The organism is Legionella busanensis (assembly GCF_900461525.1).
GTDB lineage: Bacteria > Pseudomonadota > Gammaproteobacteria > Legionellales > Legionellaceae > Legionella_C > Legionella_C busanensis.
The window spans coordinates 1603549-1628772 of the sequence record NZ_UGOD01000001.1; the positions used below are offsets into that span (position 1 = coordinate 1603549).

The following is a 25224-nucleotide window of genomic DNA, read 5'->3' on the forward strand; positions in this document are numbered from 1 at the left end:
TATAAAGGAGCAGATGATCTAGGGCTGGAAGCAAGAACATTATGAGCTTTGCATAACCGCAAAAGATGGATCTGACCTTTTTAAAGACTGTATGTTTTTAAAAAGTCTATTGGGAGCAAGCTATGAGACAAGGAAAGGTACTAGATGAGCTATTGAGTCAAAATGATCAAGGAATTCCTAATAGTATTTTATTAAAAAAATACTTACTTTGTGTCTATTATGGATGGTTTAGAATTAATGGACTTTCCCCAGATAAGCAACTTTCTCTAAGTGATTATTTATTTGATGACGAGCGCCTTGTTTTTGACTTTACACATTTAAGTAAACCTGCGCGAGAAGACTTTTTAAATTGGTTTTTATCAGCTCATTTAATGAATGCACAACGTACTTTTTTAGCAGGTGCAAAGACAAATGATTATCGAGGGTATACAGCAGAAGTTGGCATTAATTGGTGGGGAAGAGTAACAAATTTATTATTTTATCGTAAAAAAGCTTATAAGTGGCATTTAGAAAAATCTAAATTGGCACAAGCACATCAATTAAATAGTATTGAAATAACTGAAGGAGAGAATGGTTTACTTATTGGTCTGAATTTAAGTAAGGCTAAAGAAACTGGAAATAAATATCATCTTGATAATGATAATCAAGAGAAACCGTTACGTAATACTAAACGTGTGTTTTTAAATGATGCTCTAGTTAAACAATTAATAAGCACAGACTTAAAGGAGCATGATTATGCTAGTATGACATTAAAATCACACCCTTTTTCGACTTATGTCAATTCACCTGCTCAGCGAATTCAAGCTATGCTTGAATATCGTCAAGTTCAAGGTCTTATTTCTACGCTACCTTGGTTTATACGTTTTTGGCGATGGCTAAAATCTCATTTTATTAATACCTCGCCAATTGAAAACAAGGTTACACAGCCACAGCCAGAGCGGAAAAATTTTACCAAACATCAACTTTTAACGAAAAAAGATACAGTCCAAGTATATCGCCGGCCTGATACAGGTGAAATTTTAATTATTGAAAAACGGCCTGATTTAGATACTGGCGTTTATTGTGGCGGCGGAGTAAGGTTTTTTGGTCATATTGGTGCTTATAAGGCATTTGAAGATGCCAAAATTAAATATAAAAAATTTGCTGGAAGTTCTGCTGGCGCAATCATGGCAACACTTTGCTACTTAGGGTTTTCATCAAAAGAAATTTTCGAATTCTTTAAAAATTTTCGTCAAGAACACTTTGTTTTCTATGATATCGATCGCTACGGTATATCGGATAAACGTGCTTTAAAAGCGGCACTTGATTTTATGATTTTAAAAAAAGTTAATGAGATTATTAAGCAATATAACTTAGATCAAACTAATGAAGGTAGGGAATTTTTAGCGGCGCAGATTTTTAAAAATGGCAAGATAACATTTGAATCACTTAAAAATTTGAAAAAAGCATATCCTGATTGTAGTCTAGGTGAAGAATTGATTGTTACCGCAACTAACATTGAAAAGCGGGAAACACGATATTTTTCTTCTAGTTTAACTCCTACGGTAGAAATTAGTGAGGCTTGCGCGATTTCTGCTAGTTTTCCAGTAATTTTTAAGCCGACCATTTTTGAGGGAGAAAAATATAATGATGGCGGTATTTTAAATAATTTACCGATGGAAGTTTTTTATGATGATTATTCTACCTTTTTAGAGTCGCCTTATAATAACAGTTTAAGCTTAATTGCTTTTCAGTTTGATAATGGTCAAGAAAGGGGTATTGTAGATAACTTTTTTACTCAAGTTTATCGAGAAAATTTTATTTTAAATTGGGTTTATGGTCTTTTAACAGGCGTAAAAGATCCAGTGAGCGCTTGGGAACGGGAGCGCATTAAACTAAGAAATTATGGTAATCAAGTGGTTTTAATTTCATCTGCAGATGTTGGCTCTACTCAATTTAATTTGGATGCACAAGGGCAAGCAAAATTATTTAAAAGTGGTTATGAAGCAGCAAAAAATTATATTAATACACGCTATAGTCAAGATGATTTAAACTCACCAGCAGTAAATGAAGAGTATTTATTTTCGACTTTTACGAATATTTACGAAGCAATGTATTATGCATGTTATCGAGGTCATAAAGATTGGTTTGAGTATTTTGCCAATCTTTGTTTATCAGAAGGAGCAGAAGAGTCTGACATCAATCAGCTTAGAAACCGTTATTTTATAAAAAAGGATAATAAAGCAGATAAAGATGAGGAAGATGTTATTGTCGAAAAAGTTGATGCATCAATTGAAATTAAAGACCTAAGTATAAATAGAATTCTATTTACAGCCATATATCCAATTTTTTTAAAGTTGCCGAGTAATTTTATTAATAATGCTTTTGATTTAAAGCTATTTAAATGGGCGAGACATTCTTTTTCTACTATAGAGCCCTTAGAATGTCTTACGTATCTTCAAAAATTACAAGGTGAAACTCATCTTTTAATGAACATCTTTATTCATTTACTTTCGGATTTTAAAGCGGCAATTATTGACATTGAAACACTATGTCGGAGGTTGGGAATTTTTGAATCCTTACTAAGCGCTGAAGATAAACTTTACGATCCCAGTTTTTATGGAAGTTGGCACTCGATGAGTAGTCAACTCCAACATATATTGCATGATTTTGAGAAAATCGAATGGCCTACGTTAGTAGATTTTTGTAGCTCAGTTAAAACAGTTGAAAAAAGTAGCCCTTTGCCGGCTACCATAGCAGCAAATGAACCTCTAAATGACGCAGGCACTGCTAGTCTATCTCCTATTGACGATCAATCTATGAGTATGGTTAGGCAATCGATTCATTAAGGTATATAATTGATAATTTAATTGTTGTAAAACACCTATGGCAAAGAAGGATCATGTATATTATTTGCAACAAATGGGCATAGATGTTTGGACTTCACGTCAAACTAATACTTGTTCAAATAAATTAATTGATTTAGCAGAAACTGTAGCTAATTGCACGAAGTGCCCAACCTTGTATCAAAATCGCACTCAAACAGTATTTTCTCGCGGTAATCCATCTGCAAAATTGATGATTATAGGTGAGGCACCTGGTTTTAACGAGGATAAGCAAGGTCTTCCCTTTGTAGGTAGAGCAGGTACTTTGTTAAATCAAATGTTAAATAGTATTGGCCTTAACGAAGACGATGTTTATATAGCCAATGTTATAAAATGCCGGCCTCCAGAAAATCGTGACCCTCGCCCTGAAGAGATCGCACAATGCAGCGGGTATCTCATCCAGCAAATCAAACTAGTAGCACCTAAATTATTATTAGCATTAGGACGTTTTGCAGGCCAATTTTTATTAAAGGAACTACAAGCGCTTAATCGAATGCGTAATACAGTACACTCATATAAAAACATTCCTTTTATTGTAACTTATCATCCTGCTTATTTGCTACGTAAGCCTAGCGATAAAAAGAAAGCGTATATAGATTTGCTTGCAGTCCGGGAATTATTAGACGGTAATGAAATTTAAAGTTGGTTTTACACTACTAGAATTGTTAATTGTAATAAGCATTGTTAGCCTTTTATTATTATTTTCAATGCCTAGTCAACGACAATTATATGAAAAAAATCAGTTAAAAATTGTTAGTAATAAGCTAAAAAATGCTGTTCAATTTGGGCGTAACATGGCTTTTGTTCATAATGTAGCGTTAGCTCTTGCCCCATTAAATAATCAAGATTGGTCACAAGGGTTGGTGTTATTTATTGATAATAGCAACCATAAACCTTATAAAGATAAAATTATACAAATATGGCAATGGTCTTCCCATATGATTCAAATTAATTGGCAAGGTTTTCAATCTGCAAAGTATCTACTTTTTTCTCCAAATCTAAAAAGTGCTAGTTGTAATGGTTATTTTTTGCTTACAACCCAAAGTAATCTGTCTAAAAAGTTGATCCTTAATAGATTTTGCTATGTACATAACGATATGCAACCACTTGATTTATAAAAGTAAATAGCTATAAAAAAATTTTATTAGTATAAAATCATCTATACTCATCATTAGGATTAATAATAGGAGCAGGGGATGTGCAAAAAATAGCTGGTTTTACTCTTATCGAATTTTTAATAGCAATGGTACTGACAGCTATTTTTTTGGCACTAGCTGTTCCTAGTTATTACTCAACAATTCAAAATAATAAGGTCGTATCTGTTGTAAATGAAATGTCTGCAGGTGTACACTTAGCTCGTATGGAGTCGATTCGGCGGGGTGTTCGTGTTATAGTTTGTGCAGCAAATTCTTCTTTAACTGGCTGTGGTAGTGCAGCACAATGGACACAAGGCTGGCTAATTTTTATTGATCCAAATAACAACAATAATATTGACACTCAAGCTGATATCATTCGTATTCATGAAGCTTTGCCAACTAATGTAGCCATAACTGCCAATAATGCTTTAGTCAGTTTTGATAGTAGCGGCTTTTTAACAAGCGGCGCTTTTACAATGACTGTCAATGCACCTGGATGCCGTGGTGATAATGTGCGAATAATTAATATTTCAGCAAGTGGTCGTTTAAGCCTTTCCAGAGGATTATGTAGTTAATTATAAATTTATGCAACGAAGGTAGATACTCAGAGTAGGCAAATTAGTTCAGTTATAAGCCAGATTAATTAAAAATGATAATATTTATGCAAAGTTAGTTATAAAAACTAACATTATGAAGTTAAAAAGCTTATACTATCATCTACTATATTTTATTTAAAATAACATGTCCTTTATTTTCAAAGATATAGCATCCAAAAATATACCCCCGGCTCCTTTGCTTCCATGGCTTACTTATGAGCAATCATTAACTAAGCGTTTAAAAAATATAACTAGTGAAGCTCCTAAGTTAACGGTACTTAAACAACACTGGTGTTATGCTGATTGGTGGGATAAAAACGTTATAGGTCTTAAAGAGAGGGAGTCAGTTATACATCGAGAAATTACTATTTCTGCGAAAGATAAGAAGTGTTGGTATGGACGAACAATTATTCCGGGTTCTACTTATCAATCTAATGAGGCTTTGTTTATACGTTTAAATCAAGAAAATTTAGGACAACTTATTTTTGGTAATAAATCAATCACTCGCCTTTACCATAAATTTTATGCCATTACGCCTGAAACAATAGAGTATTATTGGCTAAAGTCTCTAAATTATAAAGATGATATTTTGTGGGCTAGGCTTGCTGTGTTTTCAATAAATAATAGCGCGCAATTTTATTTAATTGAAATATTATTACCAGACCTATTAAGGGTAACTAATGAATTGGTCTAGCTATTATCAATTAGCTCGTTTTCATAAACCAGTAGGAACTTTTTTGCTTTGGGCACCCACGGCTTGGGCATTATGGGTTGCTAATCAAGGCAAACCGTCTCTGTCTTTAGTTATTTTATTTTTTCTGGGTACCGTGTTTATGCGGGCAGCGGGCTGCATCATTAATGATATGGCTGATCGTCATATCGATTTGCATGTAAAGCGTACGAAAGATAGGCCGATTACATCAGGTAAGGTATCGCTTATAGAAGCATTTATCTTATTAATCTTATTTCTGACTGCATCACTAATTATTTTATTAAATTTACCCTTTAATTGTTTTTATTATGCTTTATTCGCCTTATTTATAACATTCGTCTATCCATTTTGTAAGCGGTTTATTCAGGGACCACAACTCATTTTAGGTATCGCATTTTCTTTAGGAATCCCTATAGCGTTTATTGCTTCTAATACCCCTTTTGACAAAAGTATATTTTATCTATTGCTAATTAATTATACTTGGATAGTGGCTTACGATACGCAATATGCAATGGTTGATCGACAAGACGATTTAAAAATTGGTGTAAAATCGACAGCCATATTATTTGCTAATTCTGATCGTTTAATCATAGGCTTATTACAGTTCTTTTTACATTTTCTTTGGATTTTATTAGCAAATTATCTTAATTTATCCAGTTCTTTCTTCTTTGTTTGGGCTATAGGTGCCTGTATTTTATTATACCAACAATGGTTAATATTAAATCGGGATGCAAAAAGGTGCTTACTAGCATTTTCATGGAATGGTTGGTATGGCCTTTTAATGTGGTTAGCTATTATTTTGGGATTTAATTGCTAATTCATTTAAGTAGCTCCATTTATAAAAAATATTTATCGTCATTATTTCTTTGTCAAATTCTGTAAAAAATTCTCACACTTAGTTGTAAGTTATTAGGAGGTAGCTGCAATTACTTAGGGGGATTAATAAAAATTAGTCGTTGTTCTTAATATTTTTTTAATCTAAATGATTTATAATGGTTTAAATTTTGATCAATTTGTTAAATATATGACTAAAGTAATAGTTTTTACAGATTTTGATGGGACAGCGACAGGCAGAGCGGGTGGTAATACGCCTGATATTGTTGGTGCTGTTTTTAGTGACTTCTATAGGTCCTTGTTAAATGCTGGCCTTGATCCTCTTAAGTATAATTACAAAACTGATCCTATGAAAAGCGAAGAGTTTGTACAAAAGGCATTTGAAGTTAAATTTGGTAAATATAGTAAGGATTTCGATTATAATATGCCTGATGCAGATTTATTAATGACTGCAACAGCTGTTAAATTCTTTCAGGAAATGCTTAAATTAGATGATGTTGAAATTAAAATAGTTACAAGAAATCGCGCGGATTATATTATCAACGTATTAAAATATCATGGCTTTACCAAACAAGAACTTGATAAAATAATAATAATGGATAACTATGCTAAAGATTATGAAGTAGAGAGGTCTTTAAAGATAGGGAACCATAAAGTATATATTCTTGATGATAGTGAACAAGATTTAAAAAAAATGGTTGCGGGTACACAAAAAGTCGGTTATTTACCAGAAGATGTTAGTTATGATCTTGTGGATGATGATCAGAAAGTTTATTCTGCAGAAAAGCCAATTCAAGCAATTCAACGTAAGCCTGGCAAATTTGACTGGGAAATTTATGAAGAAGAAATTAAAAATATTGTTAATCCGAGCATGCAAACTGAAAGTTCAGCAGAAAGCAATTTAACAGGCAGTTACCCTAAAACAATGTTTGATAACCACACTTCTAGTCAAGTGAGCGAAGGGCCTTATATGATAAGGAATGAAATAACACTTAGCTAAAAATATTAGTTAGAAACCTAGTAAGTTCATGCTCATCCTTAAAGATGAGCATTTTTTATAAAGTATTTTACGCAAGTCCTGAAATAAACTGACATACCAAGCGATTTAACTTTTCAGCAGCTTTTGAAGCCATAAGTACGACTGCCTCATGGCTATGACTACAAAACGTTAAGCCAGTAGCATAATTGGTGATAGTCGCAATCACTGCTACTTTCATACCACAATGATTAGCTACTAAAACCTCAGGAACCGTCGACATGCCAACCGCATCTGCTCCTAAAATTCTAAATGCCCTGATTTCAGCTGCCGTTTCATAATTAGGACCTAAAACAGATAAATAAACGCCTTGGTGTAGCGTAATATCTTCTTGGTGGGCCGTGTTTAACAAATGTTCACGCATACTTAAATCATAAGCATTATCTAAAGGAAAAAAGCGGGGGCCAAATTCATCATCATTGGGTCCAACTAATGGATTACCGGGTTGCATATTAATATGATCGGTAATTAGCATTAATTCACCTGGGCCCACATCTTCACGTAAAGAGCCCGAAGCGTTTGTTGCCAAAAAATAATCGCAACCTAATAAACGCAATGTTCTAACATAAGTTCTAACTATCTCGTAATCAAATCCTTCATAACTATGCGCTCTACCTTGTAAGCATACAACGCCAACGCCACCTAAATAGCCTAAAATTAAATTACTTTTGTGGCCATAAACAGTTAACCTAGGAAATCCTGGTAGGTCATCATAGCTAATTGTTATGGCATTTTCTAATTGTTCAGCAAAGCTTCCTAGGCCTGAGCCTAAAACCACACCGATTGTAGGTTTAAAGTTAGGGCAGCGTTCTTTAATGGTTTTAGCAGCTTGGTGGGAAGGTGTTTGTTTTACCGAAGTCATAGAAAGTCCAAATTATGTATAGCTATTAAGGTTAGCAAGAGGTCTAATTTTATATGAAAGTAGGAATTGTACCAAATGGAGATTAAATAAGTTAACAATTTTACTTAAAAGAATAGACAAATTTTTGACATTTTCTGCATAAAAATTACCTTAATCTTTGTCCCGATCTGTAAGCTTACAGATCTGGGTAAGAATTGAGTTAGATTGCATCAAAAAACTTTAGGAACGTTGCCTAGTTAATTTAAAAATAAGATCAAAGTTGACAAATGGCTAAATCTAATTCGGCGTTTGTTTCTTTTACCTCACGCATAGTGGCTGCCTCACAAAGTCTTACACTTAGCCCATGATAGCCTAGTTGCATTTGTGGCACTATCCCAATTGATTTATTCATACGCAGTAAAATTAAATGACAAGATGTTTTGGCTGGTAATGGACATTGATAAAAGCCATTATTAGTTTGGATTTGTTTGAATTGAGCCGTATCGCGTAATAATTGTAAATATAAATTTACAACGGAGTAAAGTGTATGCAAATAAGATTGCCATAATAAAAGATCACGTTGTCTTAGGGCTGAATTTGATTCTAACCATAGTAATAATTGTGGTGAGAAAACCTCCGCGTCCACATGAGGTTGAGCAATTCTTATAGAATGTAAAAATGGGTCAATATGGATCTTTTCACCAAATCGGCCAGCGACATGGTTTAGTGTATAGATTTGGGCATGTAATCGCTTATTTAAATCATAAGAAGGTGCTAAATTTGATTTGTTGAAGAGGTGTTCTATCCGCATTAATTCCTTTAAAAAGCGACTTTTCAGCTCAGGTTTTTCTATAAGTTGAATAATTTCAATAATATTTTTTAATGCATAATGATGAATAACAGGATGAGTTTCCTCACAAGCTTGATTAATAGTTTGATAAAGCGTTTCCAAGCGTAGAGCAATTTTGGGCAAATAATGAGTAGCTAACTGAAAAATTATAATATCAGATGACATAAGATGTTATTCTTTTAAGCACTATTATTAAATAATAATTACAGGTGATATATTAACTTTTATGATGACTTTTCATATGCTAATTGTAAATACTTTCCATGCAATTTTCTAATATTTGCCTCTAATTGCTCTAGACTGGAATCATTAAGTAGAATGTCATCAGCAAGTTGCAAACGTAAGGATTCCTGGGGTTGTGTTGCAAGCATTGCAAAAACTTGTTCCTTTGAGCATGAATCACGATTAACAACGCGATTAACTTGCATGGTGGGAGAGGCAAAAATAACTAAGATACGATCTAAATAGGGATAGTCTTTGCGGTTAGTTAATAAAGGGATTTCTATAACGCAGTAAGGGCCTTGGCTATTTTTTATTTTATTTTCTATAGTTTGCCGAATTAAAGGATGTAATAAGCTCTCAAGCCATAATCTTTCTTCTTTATTATTAAAGATAATTTCTCTTAATTGAGCTCTATTAAGTTGCCCTTCAGACGTAATAACGCTTAATCCAAAATGTTCTATAATTTTCTGCAAAGCAGGCTGAGCAGGCGCTGTAATTTGGCGAGCTATTTCATCAGCAATGATGACTGTTGCGCCTAATGATTTAAAAAAAGAAATTGCTGTTGATTTCCCGCTACCGATATTACCTGTTAAGCCTATACAAAACATTATCTTATTTCCGTAAATTAATATTTTTACAAGTTAATAAATTGACATAGCAAGTATCAGGAAACCCACTACGCTGTTGACAATATTCCCTGGCTGCAATTGCAGCATCATCTCGATTTGCATAGGAATTACTTCGCCATACTTGTGCCATTTGATCAAGTGCTGTACATTGCCAGGCAGGCGTTGTTGAAACGCCATTTACATACAATTCGCAATTGCTTTTTGAAATTTTACAGGTTTCAGGATATTGGCTCTCGTTTTTGCATACATCAATTGCCTTATTTATAGCGGCTCTTTGATAACTGCTAATAGCAAGCCATTGACGATTTGCACCATCTTCAGCAGTGCAGTGCCATTGAGCTAAAGAAATCTGTGAATAAATAGAAAGGCTAACTATACAATAAAAAATTTTTTTATTCATGCTGTTTCCCTGTATTAATTAGCAGCTCTTGTAATTGCTTAATATTCATTGCTTTCGCAATAAACCATCCTTGTAAAAACGAAACATTTTTTAAGGTTAAATAATTAAATTGTTGCTCAGTTTCTACACCTTCAGCAATAATTTTTAATTTTAAAGTATTAGCCATATTAATAATGGCATCGTTTAACGTTTCAGTTATAGCGCCTGTTCCAATTGATTGAATAAAAATTTTATCTATTTTTAGATAATTAAATGGAAAATGTTGGAGATAATTGATACTTGCATGTCCTGTGCCAAAATCATCAATAGCAAGCGAATAACCTTTACTGCGTAATTCTTTCATTTGATTAATGACTTTTATTTCATGTTCACTAAAAAGCTCACGTTCTGTAAGTTCTAGCATGATTTGTTGAGGGAGTACATTGTAATAATTGCATAGAATTTCAAAATCATTAAAAAATGCTTCGCTTTTAAAATGAGCTGGGCATAAGTTAAATCCTAGATGAAAGTTTGGATTTTTTGCTAAAAGAGGAGCGCACTCAGCTAAAGATTTTTCAATTAATTGCAGTGTAATAGGTACTATGAGACCAGAAAATTCTGCTTCCTTAATAAAATTATCTGGCATGATAAGCTCGTTATTATTTAGCCAGCGAATTAATACTTCAGCGCCATAAAATTGCTTGGTTTTTATGCAAAAGATAGGTTGATATACTGGATAAAATTGCTGTAACTTTAAAGCATCATTTAAAGCAGTAATGATAGAAAAATGTTTTGTCATGGTTTGTTGAAAGTAACGATGTAATATCCAAGAAAGAAATAAAATTGGCAATGTTGTTAATAACAGGCGGATTAATAATTTGCTTTTAAAATTAGCTTCACTGGTATTAATAACTAAATTAATATTTTTTACAGATTCAAGTGGTAGATTTAATATTTCATTTTTTTTCTTATTATTCATATTATCAAAAGAATGTATATCTTGATCATTGCTAAACGGACGACTCGCTAAGATTATTTGCTTTTCGCGCGTATCATATAAATAAATTGATTTAAAATTTAAATCATCGATATGAATAATGAATTCAAGGGATGATTTTAGTAAATAAAAACCCACATAAAAATTCTTATAAGGTTGCTGTAGTAAAAAAAAATCTTTATTAACTTGCTCGGTTTTCATTGGACCTAATAAGACTGGCTGCTGAATATATGGATTAGGAAGAGAGGCTTTTGGATCAAAAGTTGTGCAAATGGATTTAGATCTATTGTAATAAACAACAATCCCATCGATGAGAGGATTATTGAAAACAATACTTTGCAGTTGAGGCATAAGAAAATTTTGACACGCCTGTTTTTGGGTTTCATCAAGTGGAAGTAAATCAATCGATTTAAAAATTGAATCAATAAAGTTATCAATTTTATAGCCTAGATTGCTGGCTTGAAGTTGAAGACGGCTGGTTTGTTCATATTCTAGGTGTTCCCATTGATAGTAACCAACAAATAAAATTAAAAGCAAGGTTAGAATAGCCCAAGCTACTTTAAATTTTTGTTGTAAACTATCAAGAATGGGGTTAAGCATACCTTAAATCATTTTATAAATCGCATAAATAGAGTTTAGAGTGATCTCTGCTAAATGCATAATTGTTTTTTCATCTGTATTTAGAGGAGGAAGCCAATAAAGGGTTTTTCCCAGAGGCCTTAAAAAAGCACCTTGTTTTAATGCCTGCTGATAAAATTTAAAACCTACCCGTTGATTTGGTAAATCTTCCAGATCAGCAGCAACCATTGCTCCAATTGACCTTATATTACTTAATTTTCCTGTTTTATCATTAATTTCTTGAAAAAGGTTAAGCATTTTTTGTCCTAGCAGGCTTGCTTTTTGATTAAGGCCTTCTTCCTCAATTGCTTTAATAGTTGCTAAGGCAGCACTTATAGCTAACGCATTACCACTATGCGTGTGTGAATGCAAAAATGATTTGCCTGACTCATAATCATCATAAAATAATTCATAAATAGCATGATCAATTGACACACAACTTAACGGAATGCTGCCTGAGGTTAGACCTTTTGAAAGACATATTAAATCAGGCTTTATCTCGGCATATTCACTTGCCAACCAATGACCGGTACGACCTATTCCAGTCATGATTTCATCAACAATTACATAAATACCTTGGCTTTGAGCCCAGTTTGTGAGTTTTTTTAAAAAATCTGCACTATAGCAACGCATACCGCCAGCGCCTTGTAAAATAGGCTCGACAATGACCGCGCAGGTTTCATCTTTAATTTGTTCTAAATAAGTCATGGCTGATTCCCATTCACTGGACGCATCATGCCAACGTGGATCGTCTATACCACTAACATAAGGAACATCTTTAATGAAATAGCAAGACAAGCCAAGGTTATTATAGGGTTCTTTGTAGATTCCTAAATCGCTTACACTTAAAGCGCCTATTGTTTCACCATGATAACTATTTTCTAAAGAGATAAAGGTCTTACGGTGCTGTTTACCAAGTAATTTTTGGGCATGCAGTGCTAATTTAAGTGCAATTTCAACAGCGCAAGATCCATCACTGGCAAAGAACAAATGTTGATTGCGCGTAATCGCTGCTAATTTTTCACCTAATTCAGCTAAAGCTTCATGTGTAGTATTTGCTGCTATCACATGTTCAAAAGTGCTAAGTTGTTTTTGAATGGCATTAATGACTGCAGGATGGCCATGCCCTAGTGATTTACACCACCAACTAGAAATTCCATCAATTAGCCTCCCATGGTTTGTTTCTAAATAACTGCCTTGTGCACTAAAGACTACCACCGGAGGACTTTGTTCAAAATCTTTCATCTGCATGCAAGGATGCCAAATATGATTTAAATCGTTATTAATTATTTTTGTTGTGTTAACCATAATTTAATTTTAAGTTGACAATTAAAAACGACAATTTATCATGTTACAAAAAAATAATAAAAATAAATTTTGTGAATAAAAAAATGATAAAATGGACAAAGGAAGAAATTGAAAAAATATACACACAACCTTTTAACGATTTAATTTATGCAGCGCATACGTGTCATCGCGAGCACCATAAACCTAATCAGCTTCAGCTTGCTGCTTTATTAAATATTAAAACAGGTGCTTGTCCTGAAGACTGTGGTTATTGTTCTCAAAGCGGCCATTACAAAACACCTATTCAAAAAGAAAAATTACTTTCAATTGATGAAATTATTGCGACAGCAAAACAAGCAAAAGCCTCAGGCGCTACCCGATTCTGTATGGGCGCCGCCTGGCGAAGTCCGCCTGCTAAAGCAATGCCTAGATTAGTAGAGGCGATTAAACAAGTAAAAGAACTGGGACTTGAAACGTGTATGACCCTAGGTATGCTCAGTACAGAGCAATCAATAGCATTAAAAGAGGCAGGTCTAGATTTTTATAATCATAATATTGATACGTCACCATCCTATTATGACAAGATTGTAACAACGCGAACCTTTAACGATAGACTTCAAACGCTTGAAGAAGTACGTAAGTCAGGTATGAAGGTATGTTGTGGGGGTATATTAGGTTTAGGTGAAACAAGGGATGATAGAATTGAGTTCTTAATGACACTAGTTAATTTACCCTCGCCCCCAGAAAGCGTACCAATTAATAGTTTAATTCCTGTAGAGGGAACGCCTTTAGCTAAAACTAAGCCTATAGACAGTATTGAACTGATACGCACTATTGCAACTGCACGTCTACTTATGCCTAAAAGTATGATAAGGCTTAGCGCTGGTCGAGCCAAAATGAGTGATGAGCAGCAGGCACTTTGTTATTTTGTAGGCGCAAACTCAGTTTGGGCGGGTGAAAAATTATTAACTCAGGAAAATCCAGAGCTTGATAAAGATCAACAATTGTTTAATAAATTGGGACTACAAGCACAGTTAGCATGATTACTCAATTATTAAAGCAACATAAACTTCTTTTACAACAGCAAGGTTTATATAGAAAGCGACTTGTTTTAGACACCTTAAAAAAAGATATACTTAATTTTAGCTCTAATGATTACTTATCACTAAGAGATAATAGAGATATTAAACAAGCTTATAAAAAAGGAGTTAACTTATATCCTGTCGGTAGCGGAGCTGCTATGTCTGTTTGCGGTTACCACAAAATACATCGTGAACTTGAAAATACATTTGCCCGTCATTTAAAAGCGGATGGTGGTTTGTTATTTAGCTCGGGGTATGCTGCTAATTTGGGTATCGTTCGGTTACTTGCCCGTATAAAATGTCACTTATTAATTGATAAAGCAGTTCATGCGTCTGTTTATGATGGTATTAAATTAACAGCAATAAATTATAAGCGGGTTTTACATAATAATTATGATGATTTAAAAGGAAAAATAGATAATACAATTGCTACTTCTGTCTTTATGACAGAAGGTATATTTAGTATGAGTGGCCAACAAGCAGATTTAAAAACCATTGCCAACATTTGCGCAACAAAAAAAGTACCTTTTATTGTTGATGAAGCGCATTCATTTGGTGTAATAGGTCCGTGTGGGCTAGGTGCTGTAACTTATTATCAATTGAATCAACACCAAGTTCCCTTGCGCTTAATCACTTTTAGTAAGTCTTTGGGTGGGCAGGGCGCTATTGTAGTTGGGCAAGGTGAATGGATAGAAACGTTGTTTCAGTGTGCACGCTCTAATATTTATTCAACAGCAATAAGTCCTGCCTTAAGTTATGGGGTATTAGAGAGTCTACCTATCTTGATGTCCCTTGATCATGAACGTAAAAAATTAGCGGAGTTGATTGCTTATTTTAACCTGTGTGTAAAGGATTCTCCTTTGCAATGGCGCCAATCAAACACACCTATTCAGCAATTGCAATTAGGTTGCCCGCGTCGAGCGCTCTTTTATGCTTTACAATTAAAACAGCAAGGCATAATTTGTCAAGCAATACGCCAGCCTACTGTATGTCGACTTACAACAGGACTGCGAATAGTTTTAAATTCACGCCACGAACAAAGTGATATAGATAAATTATTTAACAGGTTGCATCAAATTGGGTATCTTAAACATTAACAAAATTGGCCAGGGTAGCAAAGCGCTAGTTTTATTGCATGGCTGGGGTTTTGATCAAAGAATTTGGCATGCGCTACTGCCCCAACTTAGTAAAAATTTTACTTGCTATCTTATTGATTTACCCGGTTTTGGACAGAGTAACTTGATGCATTGGGATGAATTTAAAACACAACTTTTAAATTATTTACCCCAACAGTTTGCTATTTTAGGCTGGTCTTTAGGTGGGCTTTTTGCCACCAAGTTTACAATAGAAGCTCCCCAACGTATAACTCATTTAGTAAACGTTACATCGTCACCTTTTTTTGTTAAAGACATAGAGTGGCCGGGGATAGAACGGCAAACGTTAGAACGTTTCTTTATTAATCTAAGTTGTGATCCAAAAAAAACTACGATGGAATTTATTGCTTTACAATTAAAAAATTTTCCACTAAAAAATCTAAATTTTAAGCTAAGTGAGTTTTCTTCGTCTGAAGAAGCTCTTACAAATGGGTTATTTATTCTTGCTAATTGGGATTTACGTGCTGATTTAACTAAATTAAAAATACAGACTTGTTATATGTTTGGCCGTTTAGATGCTATTGTTTCGCGGCAATTAGCATTACGAATGCAGGAGCTATATCCCTATTTTAATTATATTTTATTTCAGAAAGCTGCACACATGCCATTTATTACCCATCCAGAAGAATTTATTTATGAGCTAGAGAGTTTCTTATTATGAAACATTTTTTTATTACAGGTACTGATACTGATTGCGGTAAAACTTATGTAGTATGTAGATTATTAGCTTATTATAATCAAAATTTTAAAGCACAAGCCTTAAAGCCTGTGGCTAGTGGATGTGAAAAAGTAAATGGGCATTTAATAAGTCAGGATGTAGAAAGATTGCAAGCTTATAACAATGATTCCTCGCTTTGCATTAATCGTTGGTTATTTGAGCCTCCTGTTTCTCCTCACCTTGCAGCACTTATGGCAAATAATGAGTTTGATATTAATGAAGTTGCTCAATTTTGCCAGCAAAAAGAGTATAGTCATTTTGACTATTTGCTTATAGAAGGGGCTGGCGGGTTGCTTGTTCCGCTAAATACACATCAAACTTGGCTTGATTTTTTAAAATTAACGGGCATACCAGTTATTCTAGTTGTGGGTATGCGTTTAGGTTGTATCAATCATGCTTTATTAACGGATGCAGTACTTAAAATGAATGAAATCCCCTCTTTTGGTTGGATTGCAAATTGTTTAGATAAAGAAATGCTACTTCTTGAAGAAAATATTAGTACTTTAAAAGCTAAAATGCATATGCCTTTTATTGGTAGGGTTCCATATAATTTAACAGGCGGTGAGGATATAGAGTTTGCTAATCATATCTTATTAAATAATCTTAAATAGTTAATTTCTACTAGTTTGAAATGGCTTTTTAAAAAATTGAGTTGCTGTAACTCAATTTTATGAAAAATGCTCACCGCCGATTCCGCCGCAGGGAACCGGTAGTGATTTTTCATAAAGCCGAGTGTAAGTAATGCATTGTTTATATTCGGTGAGTTAGTTATAATTTAGTATAATTTTTTGCTGTTTTTTACTAAAAATCGCGTATTTTGCTAATTTCACTGAAATTGTTAGCTAAACGCATTCTATAAAAGGTAGATTGCGTTGTAATTTTACATTTTTCTATTATTAAACGGTTTTCACGGGGAGTCTCGGATGCCAATTTATGAGTATGAGTGTTCAAATTGCCATCACAAATTCGATTTGATACAAAAAATACATGATGCACCTGCAACACAATGCCCGCAATGTTTTCAGGATACAGCCGTTCGACTTGTTTCAGCTGCTGGCTTTCAATTAAAGGGTAATGGTTGGTATGTCACAGATTTTAAAAATAAAGGTACGCAACCAGTTCAGGCTAATAAAGACAAAGATAAAAGTGCAACTGGTGACAAAAAACCTGAAGTAAAAACAGATTCAAGTTCAAAAGGTGAAAAAGATTGAAATCTAAATCATTTCGTAGCTTTTTATTTGCCGGGTTAATAATTTGGCTGCCCATTTTAGTTACCTTTGTTGTTTTAAGATTTATTATTGATATCTTAGATTCAACAATAGCGCTGTTACCTAGTGCTTATCAACCAGAGCAACTAATTGGCATGCGTGTGCCAGGTTTAGGCGTTGTACTTTCATTATTGTTGTTAATTATAACTGGTATTGTTGCAACTAATATTCTTGGCCAGCGAATAATGGGCTGGGGGGAAGCTATACTTGCACGTATTCCTTTAGTTCGCACAATTTATAATACTTCAAAACAAATTATTCAGGCGGTTTTTGCAACCAACAGCCAAGCATTTCGAAAAGTCATGTTAGTTCAATACCCTCGCAAGGGGATATGGTCTTTAGCATTTCAAACGGGCATGGCTAATGCTGAGATTATTTCTCATACGGGTGATGAAATGGTAAGTTTATTTATACCTACAACACCGAATCCCACTTCAGGTTTTCTGATTTTAGTGCCAAAACGCGACGTTATTGAGTTAGCTATGACAATTGATGAGGCATTAACATTTATTATTTCTTTAGGTGTTATGCCATCGCCAGATAGTAAAGCGCCCGTTACTTATACTTATTAAAATAGGTGCCCCATGCGATCACATTATTGTGCAAAAATTAATGAAACAATGATAGACCAATCTGTAAGTATTTGTGGTTGGGTTCATAATCGTCGTGATCATGGTGGTGTTATTTTCTTAGATATTCGGGATCGTACTGGATTGGTTCAGGTTGTCTATGAACCAGAGTTAGCAGAAATATTTAAAATAGCCGAAAAATTACGGCATGAATTCGTAATTTATGTAAAGGGTAAAGTACGAGCTCGCCCTGCAGGCATGATTAATCCTAAGATGGCTACAGGCCAAATTGAAATTTTAGGTTTTGAGCTTGAGATTCTTAATCAATCTCAGATACCGCCATTTCTACCTGATGAGTATCAATCAATAAGCGAAGATTTACGTTACCGATACCGTTATTTAGACTTGCGTCGGCCAGATATGCAGAAGAATTTAATTTTAAGACATAATTTAATTAAGTGTATTCGTGAATATCTAAATAACCAAGGTTTTCTGGATATCGAAACACCTATGTTAACAAAGGCTACTCCTGAAGGTGCTAGAGATTATTTAGTACCATCACGCGTTCACCCAGGGTCCTTTTATGCTTTACCGCAGTCGCCTCAGTTATTTAAACAGTTACTGATGATGTCAGGATTTGATAAATACTATCAAATTGTACGCTGTTTTCGTGATGAAGATTTAAGAGCAGATAGGCAGCCTGAATTTACTCAGCTTGATCTTGAAATGTCATTTATTGATGAGCAGGCAGTACAACATATCATTGAAGAAATGCTAGGGAAAGTATTTAAGGACATTTTACAAATTGATTTACCAATGCCTTTACCTAAAATGAGTTATGCCGAGGCTATGCGTCGTTTTGGCAGCGATAAACCAGATTTACGTATTCCATTAGAACTTATTGATATTGCTGATTTAGTAAAAGATTCTGCATTTAAAGTGTTTGCCAGTGCAGCAAACAGTGATGATGGCCGCGTTGTTGCACTAAGGTTACCAAATGGTATTAAATTAAGTCGCAAAGAATTAGATGATTATGCAACTTTTGTAGGAATTTATGGCGCTAAAGGCCTGGCTTATATTAAAGTCAACGATAGAGCACAGGGTATGGCCGGATTACAGTCACCCATTTTAAAATTTTTATCTGAAGATATAGTTAATTCAGTTTTAGATAGATTAGATGCGCAAACGGGTGATGTTATATTTTTTGGTGCTGATAAGTCGTCGATCGTGAATGAGTCTATGGGAGCATTGAGGATAAAGGTAGGCCATGATTGTGGATTAGTTCAAGCAGGCTGGCAATTACTTTGGGTAGTTGATTGGCCAATGTTTGAAATTGATCCAAACACACAATCTTTACAACCTATGCATCATCCTTTTACATCACCTAGAGAGCTCGACAAGGAAGCTTTAATGAATGCCCCAACCAAAACGTTGGCCAAAGCTTATGATATTGTCATTAATGGCTATGAAATTGGTGGCGGCTCTATTCGGATACATCAGCCTGAATTACAACAAACTGTTTTTGATTTAATAGGTATTACAGAACAAGAAGCTAAAGATAAATTTGGTTTTTTGCTTGATGCATTACAATTTGGTTGTCCTCCACATGGCGGTATAGCTTTAGGAGTTGATAGGTTAGCTATGTTGCTAACCAATTCTTCCTCTATACGAGATGTAATTGCATTTCCGAAAACACAATCGGCTTCGTGTCTTTTAACTAATGCGCCTACACCTATAGGCCAAGCTCAACTTACGGAATTGGGAATTCGTCTTGCACCTAACGTATCAATATCCAAATAAAATACCAAAAGGATGTTATAGGGTACTAAGGAATTGGTTATGCATTGCAGTAATCTTATTAATGAGTACTGCAATTGCTTGCGCACGATCATCCACAACTAATTCCAGCAAACTCATTGAATATTTAACGCAAGAAAAAACAAATTTAAGTTTAGTTATTAGTGAGGCTAAATTATTTACACCACCTACAAATGAAGAAGAATATACAAAACGGATTCAACAAAATGAAGCATTAATTGCTTTAAATAAAGCTAAAATTACCAGTCTTGAGAGTTTTTTAATGACTCAAAAGAAGCTGCAAGCAGATTTTGGTTCCCGTCTTAAACAGCTTCAGCAATTTCCTGTCTCTGATTCACCTCAAATCAATTCGCAAGCTAAAATTGAAAGAATTAATGCATTAAATGAAGTAAATAAAAAGACAATAGAACTTATTAATGAAAACTTAAATTTAGCAACGCGTTATCAAGATTTATTACTAGAACAAAGACAAAAGCTTGATCTTTGGAAGTCGAAAGCAGAAATGCGGCAGCATTTAAATGACTTGCACGCGCAAGAAGATAAATTAAATCAATCCCTTGATAAACTATATGAAAATAGCTTAGCGCTGCAGCAAAAAATTAAAGCTGAAACTAATAGTAAAGTTACCTATTTGCTTGAAGCAAGGTTATTATTAAACAACCAAGTTATTAATCTTACTCAGCACAAAATAGCAAGCCTCAATTTACAGAGGAAATTAAGCAAAGCAGATTATGAATTGTTAAAAACGCCTGATATTCGTACTTTACAAACGGTAACCGATGTTTATAAAAATACTATCTCGCAGCTGTCAGATATGGAGCAGGCATTAAAAAAGATGGTGAATATGTTAGATGTTGAGCAGCGTCATCTTACAGAGTCAACTATTAAGCAGCAATTTACCACCTTGATTAAAATTATTAATAAGCGTATTGCTGATATAACGATCCAAGAGCAAACCTTACAAGAGGACTTAGAAAATCATCAGCAAGAACTCAAAAAACAATTATCAGTAAGACAAAGCTTATCAGAATATAGTATTGATAGTTGGCCAACAATTATGCATGAGTTATCCCGTATACCCATGCAATTTTATAATTATATAAAATCGTTAACTTTAAAAACGCGTGATAATTACTTATGGCAAGATACTGTTCCAACCGTACTTATCTGGATTACTTTACTGGTTGCAGGAGCAGGATTTTATTTTTTACATCGCTTATTAAAACGTTTAACACAAGATAAAGAGCGCTCTAGACTTTCGGGTCATTTATATGACGGTATTCTAACCTTAGTTAGTCGCAACATGCCTTATTTAGCTTTAAGTAGTTTTTTATTTGTTGTGCTCTATCTTAATAAAGTTCCTTTTAGTAATTACCAACTTTTATTTAATCTAATTTTAGTCTGGTTATCCTTTCGAACTGTCTTGTTAGTTGCCCGTTTAATATTACTAGAACGTATAAGTGATTCTTCTGGTAAAGATGTCAAATTATATTATCGAGTTAAGTGGTTATTATTGGCGGGTGGCTGGACAACTGCTTTTATGGTATTTAGTTACCAATTGCCTCTACCTCTAATTTTGCAAGATATTTTTAATCAACTATTCATGTTGTTTTTGGTTGCTGTTTCTCTTTTAGTTTTAAAAAGTAAAGAAGTAATATCCCATTTGCTTTATCCTGTTTTAAAAACTAAAAAACGTTATGTACGCAATGCTGTTATGATATTAATGGTATTAACGCCACTAACATTACTCGTTACCGCCATTATAGGTTTAATTGGCTATATTAATTTAGCTTGGACTATGAGTAGGTATCAAGTTCAAGTGCTTTTTATTATTACTGGTTATATTGTAATTCGTGGTTTGTTATTTGATGCGTTGGAACTTATATCAGAGTGGATGATTTCTCATTCAACAAACGGCTGGTTATGGATAGAAGTTATTCTGAAACCTGTTGATAAAGTTTTAAGAGTACTTCTTTTAATTTGTTCGCTTATTGTTTTTTGTCAATTGTTTGGTTGGCTATCTGATTCTATGATGCTGGCAAAATTACAGCGTATTAGTGAATATCCGTTAGTTAATATCTCTGGTATTCATATTACTTCAGTAAGTCTAGTTGAATTCTTTATTGTGCTTGCTGTTTTTTATTGGGCCGCTAAATGGACGCGGGAATTTTGCTATCGCTGGTTATATCGTAATACTCGTGATGCAGGTATTCGCAATAGCTTAGCTGTCTTTACTCAATATGCGGTTATTTTAATAGGTAGTATTATTACGCTACGAGTTTTAGGTTTTGATTTTAGCGGCATGTCCATGGTTATCGGTGGGCTTGCTGTAGGTATGGGCTTTGGACTGCGTGATTTTGCGAGCAATATTGTCGGCGGTATTATGTTGCTTATTGAACGCCCTGTAAGGGAAGGTGATTTAATTACCTTGGGAAATTACGAAGGACGAGTGTCACATATTGGTATACGTTCAATGCGCGTTTCTTCTTGGGATAATATGGAAGTGTTAATTCCTAATGCAGAAACATTTAATAAACCTTTTACTAACTGGACTCATCAAGATAGTATTATTAGAACAGTCGTCCCTATAAAAGTCAGTCGTGCTGATGATCCTAGTGTTGTACAACAATTAATTTTAGATGTATTAGCAACGTCTCATGAAATTGTTAGCGAACCGCCAGCGCAAGTTTTTTTGAAAAAAATTGATGAAGCTTTAATTGAGTTTGAAGTACGTTATTTTATTAATGTACAAACTCATACACGTTTTGAAGTACGCTCTAATGTGTTGTTTGCTATTATGGAACAATTTAGAAAGGCAGGTATTAAGCCACCTATACCACCTATTAGTGTGCAATTAAAAGAATTAGAAGAACAAGAAGCAAAAGAAAAGAAATATGAACGGGCGCTTACTAAAAGTACCACCGATTAATGAAAAAGAATTACTTGCTCGATGCCTTCAAATTGAAGGCATCAGTTTTGCTCAACTTGCAAACTTAATTCAAACTACTATTCCTAAAGACCAGTCAAAACGAAAAGGTTGGGCGGGACTTGCAATTGAAATTATTTTAGGTGCAACGGCAGGCACTAAGGCATTGCCTGACTTTATACATCTAGGCGTGGAGTTAAAAACAATACCTTTTAATGGACTAGGTAAACCTGCTGAGTCTACCTTTATTACAACCATTCCGCTTTTAACAGTTCATCAGCAAAACTGGCTTAGTTCAGAATGTTATAAAAAACTGAAACGTATTCTTTGGATTCCAGTTGAAGGTGCCCGCGAAATTCCTTTTGAAGAACGTCGTATTGGTCATGCTTATTTATGGTCTCCAACAGCAGAAGAAGAAGCAATTTTAAAAAATGATTGGCTCGAATTAACAACCATGATAGGGACGGGACGTTTAGAAAATATTGATGCATCTCTAGGTCAGTATTTGCAAGTGCGTCCTAAAGCTGCAAATGCCCGATCTCTTTGTTATGGCTTTAATAGCGAGGGCAGTAGAATTCTTACTTTACCCCGCGGTTTTTACTTGCGTCGCCAATTTACTGAGGCAGTATTTGCCATGAAGTGAAAAATAAAGTCATTGCAATAAGTTTATTAAATCAAATGCTTACAATAAAAAATAAAATATTTTTCGAACACAAAATTTAATTGATATTAGAATTTAGTGCTGCTATTATTCAAACGTGCAATTGCTTCATCAAGCTATAATTTTTTCATAAACAAGGATGAAAGGATGAAAACAATTTTATCTAAAATAATAAATAAGTTCACATTAGGATTATTCATTGCTCTAACTAATTCTGTTGCTTTTGCTGCTGGCCCCGTACGTAGCTGGTCTTGGTCGCCTGGGTGGATAGCAGGTGGTGTATTAGTGGCAGCTGTCATAGGTGGTATTATCGCATTTGTTGGCCATGACGACGATGATGATGAAGCTAATATCCTTTTTTGCCAATAAATTAAGCTGTTCATTTTTATATAATGCTAGTAGCTCATTGCTATTAGCATTATAGTTCTTTAAATTGTTTGAGAACTTAGCTATGACTAGTCACTCGATGCGTTATTCATGGCAAGTAATGTATGCTTCAGTTTTTGCTTTGGTTATACGTGATATTCAAAAGAAATTTATTAAAACCATCAATACAGAACGATCTTTTGGTCTCTTGTGGGTGGTTTTAGAGCCAACTGCTCATATTGCTATATGGATGGTTCTTCGCATATTTTTAGGTGGAAATAGTATGCTTACTGTTCTTCCTACTCCTTTATTTATACTACTAGGTGTAATCCCCTTTTTATTGTTTCGTAATATTATAAGCAGTAGTAAAGGTGCTATTAAAGGGAACAAAGGGTTTTATTTATTTCGGCAAGTTAAGCCTATTGATCCAATTATTGCAAAATTAATTAGCGAATTCATGATTACGGTGTTTATTTTTTTAATTATGTTGGCAATATTAAGTTGGTTTGGTACAAGTTGCAAAGTTTATAATTTTTCATTTTTACTTTTTAATACAATTATCTACTTAGGTTTTCTTCTAGGTGTTTCAATAATCATTGCTATTCTTTGTTTCTTTTTTAATTTTATGATAAGTATTTTAGGAATGATAAATCGTCTTTTCTATATTTTTTGTGGGATTTTTTTTAGCGCTGATATGTTGCCCAAATCATTTAGAGCAATTATTTTATATAATCCCGTTTTTCAATTTATTGAGCTTGCTAGAGAAAGCTTTAGGGTACCTTTTTCTTATATTCCTTATGCTTCATCTGCTTATCTAATTAAGTCATCCGTAATAACGTTATCAATTGGGATAGGATTATACCTAGCATTATATCAAAAAATAATGATTGAGATTGAACAACGATGATAGAAGCTATTAATATTAGTAAATATTATAAAGTACAAGGAAAAAAATATACGGTATTTCGTAATTTATCTCTACAAATAAAGCCGGGCGAAAGAATTGCTTTAATGGGACGAAATGGCGCTGGTAAATCCACTTTATTACGTATTTTATGCGGATTAGAAAAACCAAGTAGTGGACAAATAAATATTACGAGTAGGTTGTCTTGGCCTGTAGGGGTTGCTGGAGGTTTTATCGGTACCTTAACAGGTAAAGAGAATGTAAAATTCGTTTGTCGACTTCTAATGAAAGACAATGAAGAAACTAAGGAGAAAATTCTCTTTGTTCGGGAATTCGCAGAAATTGGTCATTATTTTGAATTACCAGTTCAGACATATAGTTCAGGAATGCGCTCCCGCTTAGCTTTTGGTCTGTCAATGGCCTTTGATTTTGATTTTTATATAGTTGATGAGGCTTTAGCAGTTGGTGATATTGAATTTAAAAAAAAATGTAAGGCTGCTTTTTGTCAGAAGTCTCAATCTAAAGGTATAATTATGGTTTCACATAGCATGAGTGATATACGCGAGTTTTGTAGCCAAGGTATCTTTTTACATAATAATTCGATAACACATAGTAATGATTTAGAAGAGATTTTTAAATTATATAAATCTTCTTAATTTAAGGAGCAATTATAATTTAGTAACTAAATAATTTAATTTCTAACAACTTATGAAAATTAAATTATCTAATTTTTCTTAATAATTTTATAAGGCAAAGG

The 25224-nt window shown here is 33.9% G+C and carries 24 protein-coding genes and 2 pseudogenes; 20 read left to right on the plus strand and 6 right to left on the minus strand.

The features are described from left to right. Positions 1–122 precede the first annotated feature (122 nt). The 8 genes and pseudogenes from vpdC (at position 123) to DYH30_RS07225 (ending at position 7142) form a co-directional block, all read left to right on the plus strand. Positions 123–2828, plus strand: a complete 2706-nt coding sequence (vpdC, locus tag DYH30_RS07195) for a Dot/Icm T4SS effector VpdC (protein ID WP_115331001.1) — start codon at positions 123–125, stop codon at positions 2826–2828. A gap of 37 nt (positions 2829–2865) precedes the next feature. Continuing rightward, positions 2866–3504, plus strand: coding sequence for a uracil-DNA glycosylase (locus DYH30_RS07200; protein ID WP_115331002.1), 639 nt, complete (start codon positions 2866–2868; stop codon positions 3502–3504). Further along, a pseudogene (locus DYH30_RS18695) lies at positions 3494–3565 on the plus strand (prepilin-type N-terminal cleavage/methylation domain-containing protein); the annotation flags it as partial. The gene DYH30_RS07200 and the pseudogene DYH30_RS18695, both read left to right, overlap by 11 nt. A 6-nt stretch (positions 3566–3571) precedes the next feature. After that, a complete protein-coding gene (locus tag DYH30_RS07205) occupies positions 3572–3982 on the plus strand; it encodes a hypothetical protein (RefSeq protein ID WP_244917899.1) in 411 nt (136 codons plus the stop codon). A gap of 80 nt (positions 3983–4062) precedes the next feature. Further along, a complete protein-coding gene (locus DYH30_RS07210; RefSeq protein WP_115331004.1) occupies positions 4063–4575 on the plus strand; it encodes a GspH/FimT family pseudopilin in 513 nt (170 codons plus the stop codon). Positions 4576–4741: 166 nt separating this feature from the next. Then, positions 4742–5290: a chorismate--pyruvate lyase family protein gene (locus DYH30_RS07215; protein ID WP_115331005.1), complete on the plus strand. Its 549-nt coding sequence runs from the start codon at positions 4742–4744 to the stop codon at positions 5288–5290. Then, positions 5277–6125: a 4-hydroxybenzoate octaprenyltransferase gene (locus DYH30_RS07220; RefSeq protein ID WP_115331006.1), complete on the plus strand. Its 849-nt coding sequence runs from the start codon at positions 5277–5279 to the stop codon at positions 6123–6125. Before DYH30_RS07215 ends, DYH30_RS07220 begins: the two co-directional genes overlap by 14 nt. A 207-nt stretch (positions 6126–6332) precedes the next feature. Next, a complete protein-coding gene (locus tag DYH30_RS07225) occupies positions 6333–7142 on the plus strand; it encodes a hypothetical protein (protein ID WP_131740597.1) in 810 nt (269 codons plus the stop codon). Between the two features lie 67 nt (positions 7143–7209). Here DYH30_RS07225 and DYH30_RS07230 read toward each other — a convergent pair whose 3' ends face one another. From DYH30_RS07230 to bioA, 6 genes are all read right to left on the minus strand, one after another. Then, the gene (locus DYH30_RS07230; RefSeq protein ID WP_115331008.1) at positions 7210–8040 is read right to left on the minus strand and encodes a purine-nucleoside phosphorylase; all 831 of its coding nucleotides are present in this window, start codon (positions 8038–8040) and stop codon (positions 7210–7212) included. A 253-nt stretch (positions 8041–8293) separates the two neighbouring features. After that, a complete protein-coding gene (gene zapD, locus DYH30_RS07235) occupies positions 8294–9034 on the minus strand; it encodes a cell division protein ZapD (protein ID WP_115331009.1) in 741 nt (246 codons plus the stop codon). Between the two features lie 59 nt (positions 9035–9093). Beyond that, positions 9094–9702 (minus strand): dephospho-CoA kinase, encoded by a 609-nt coding sequence (gene coaE, locus DYH30_RS07240; protein ID WP_165482111.1) that lies wholly within the window; start codon positions 9700–9702, stop codon positions 9094–9096. Between the two features lies 1 nt (position 9703). Beyond that, positions 9704–10120, minus strand: a complete 417-nt coding sequence (locus tag DYH30_RS07245; RefSeq protein ID WP_115331011.1) for a hypothetical protein — start codon at positions 10118–10120, stop codon at positions 9704–9706. Then, positions 10113–11696: an EAL domain-containing protein gene (locus DYH30_RS07250; RefSeq protein WP_115331012.1), complete on the minus strand. Its 1584-nt coding sequence runs from the start codon at positions 11694–11696 to the stop codon at positions 10113–10115. The genes DYH30_RS07245 and DYH30_RS07250 overlap by 8 nt, the downstream gene beginning before the upstream one ends. Positions 11697–11699: 3 nt before the next feature. Continuing rightward, a complete protein-coding gene (gene bioA, locus DYH30_RS07255; RefSeq protein WP_115331013.1) occupies positions 11700–13022 on the minus strand; it encodes an adenosylmethionine--8-amino-7-oxononanoate transaminase in 1323 nt (440 codons plus the stop codon). Between the two features lie 83 nt (positions 13023–13105). On the opposite strand from bioA, the gene bioB reads away from it, so the two are divergent. From bioB to DYH30_RS07315, 12 genes and pseudogenes are all read left to right on the plus strand, one after another. Next, a complete protein-coding gene (bioB, locus tag DYH30_RS07260) occupies positions 13106–14044 on the plus strand; it encodes a biotin synthase BioB (protein ID WP_115331014.1) in 939 nt (312 codons plus the stop codon). Next, entirely contained in the window at positions 14041–15180 is a 1140-nt protein-coding gene (locus tag DYH30_RS07265) for an aminotransferase class I/II-fold pyridoxal phosphate-dependent enzyme (protein ID WP_115331015.1), read from the plus strand. Before bioB ends, DYH30_RS07265 begins: the two co-directional genes overlap by 4 nt. Continuing rightward, the gene (locus DYH30_RS07270) at positions 15161–15898 is read left to right on the plus strand and encodes an alpha/beta fold hydrolase (RefSeq protein WP_242604649.1); all 738 of its coding nucleotides are present in this window, start codon (positions 15161–15163) and stop codon (positions 15896–15898) included. Before DYH30_RS07265 ends, DYH30_RS07270 begins: the two co-directional genes overlap by 20 nt. Further along, positions 15895–16566 carry a dethiobiotin synthase gene (gene bioD, locus DYH30_RS07275; protein WP_115331016.1) on the plus strand — a complete coding sequence of 224 codons (672 nt, stop codon included), beginning with the start codon at positions 15895–15897 and terminating at the stop codon, positions 16564–16566. Before DYH30_RS07270 ends, bioD begins: the two co-directional genes overlap by 4 nt. A gap of 312 nt (positions 16567–16878) precedes the next feature. Then, on the plus strand, positions 16879–17166 hold the full coding sequence (locus DYH30_RS07280; RefSeq protein WP_115331017.1) for an FmdB family zinc ribbon protein: 288 nt from the start codon (positions 16879–16881) through the stop codon (positions 17164–17166). Next, the gene (locus tag DYH30_RS07285; RefSeq protein ID WP_115331018.1) at positions 17163–17795 is read left to right on the plus strand and encodes a DUF502 domain-containing protein; all 633 of its coding nucleotides are present in this window, start codon (positions 17163–17165) and stop codon (positions 17793–17795) included. The genes DYH30_RS07280 and DYH30_RS07285 overlap by 4 nt, the downstream gene beginning before the upstream one ends. Positions 17796–17807: 12 nt before the next feature. Further along, positions 17808–19592 carry an aspartate--tRNA ligase gene (gene aspS, locus DYH30_RS07290; protein ID WP_115331019.1) on the plus strand — a complete coding sequence of 595 codons (1785 nt, stop codon included), beginning with the start codon at positions 17808–17810 and terminating at the stop codon, positions 19590–19592. A 61-nt stretch (positions 19593–19653) separates the two neighbouring features. Continuing rightward, positions 19654–22539, plus strand: a complete 2886-nt coding sequence (locus DYH30_RS07295; RefSeq protein WP_115331020.1) for a mechanosensitive ion channel domain-containing protein — start codon at positions 19654–19656, stop codon at positions 22537–22539. Next, the gene (gene mutH, locus DYH30_RS07300) at positions 22505–23179 is read left to right on the plus strand and encodes a DNA mismatch repair endonuclease MutH (protein ID WP_115331021.1); all 675 of its coding nucleotides are present in this window, start codon (positions 22505–22507) and stop codon (positions 23177–23179) included. The genes DYH30_RS07295 and mutH overlap by 35 nt, the downstream gene beginning before the upstream one ends. Before the next feature lie 165 nt (positions 23180–23344). Beyond that, positions 23345–23566 carry a hypothetical protein gene (locus DYH30_RS07305; RefSeq protein ID WP_115331022.1) on the plus strand — a complete coding sequence of 74 codons (222 nt, stop codon included), beginning with the start codon at positions 23345–23347 and terminating at the stop codon, positions 23564–23566. Positions 23567–23648: 82 nt separating this feature from the next. Then, positions 23649–24470: an ABC transporter permease gene (locus DYH30_RS07310; RefSeq protein ID WP_115331023.1), complete on the plus strand. Its 822-nt coding sequence runs from the start codon at positions 23649–23651 to the stop codon at positions 24468–24470. A 68-nt stretch (positions 24471–24538) separates the two neighbouring features. Further along, a pseudogene (locus DYH30_RS07315) lies at positions 24539–25123 on the plus strand (ABC transporter ATP-binding protein); the annotation flags it as partial. Positions 25124–25224 lie beyond the last annotated feature (101 nt).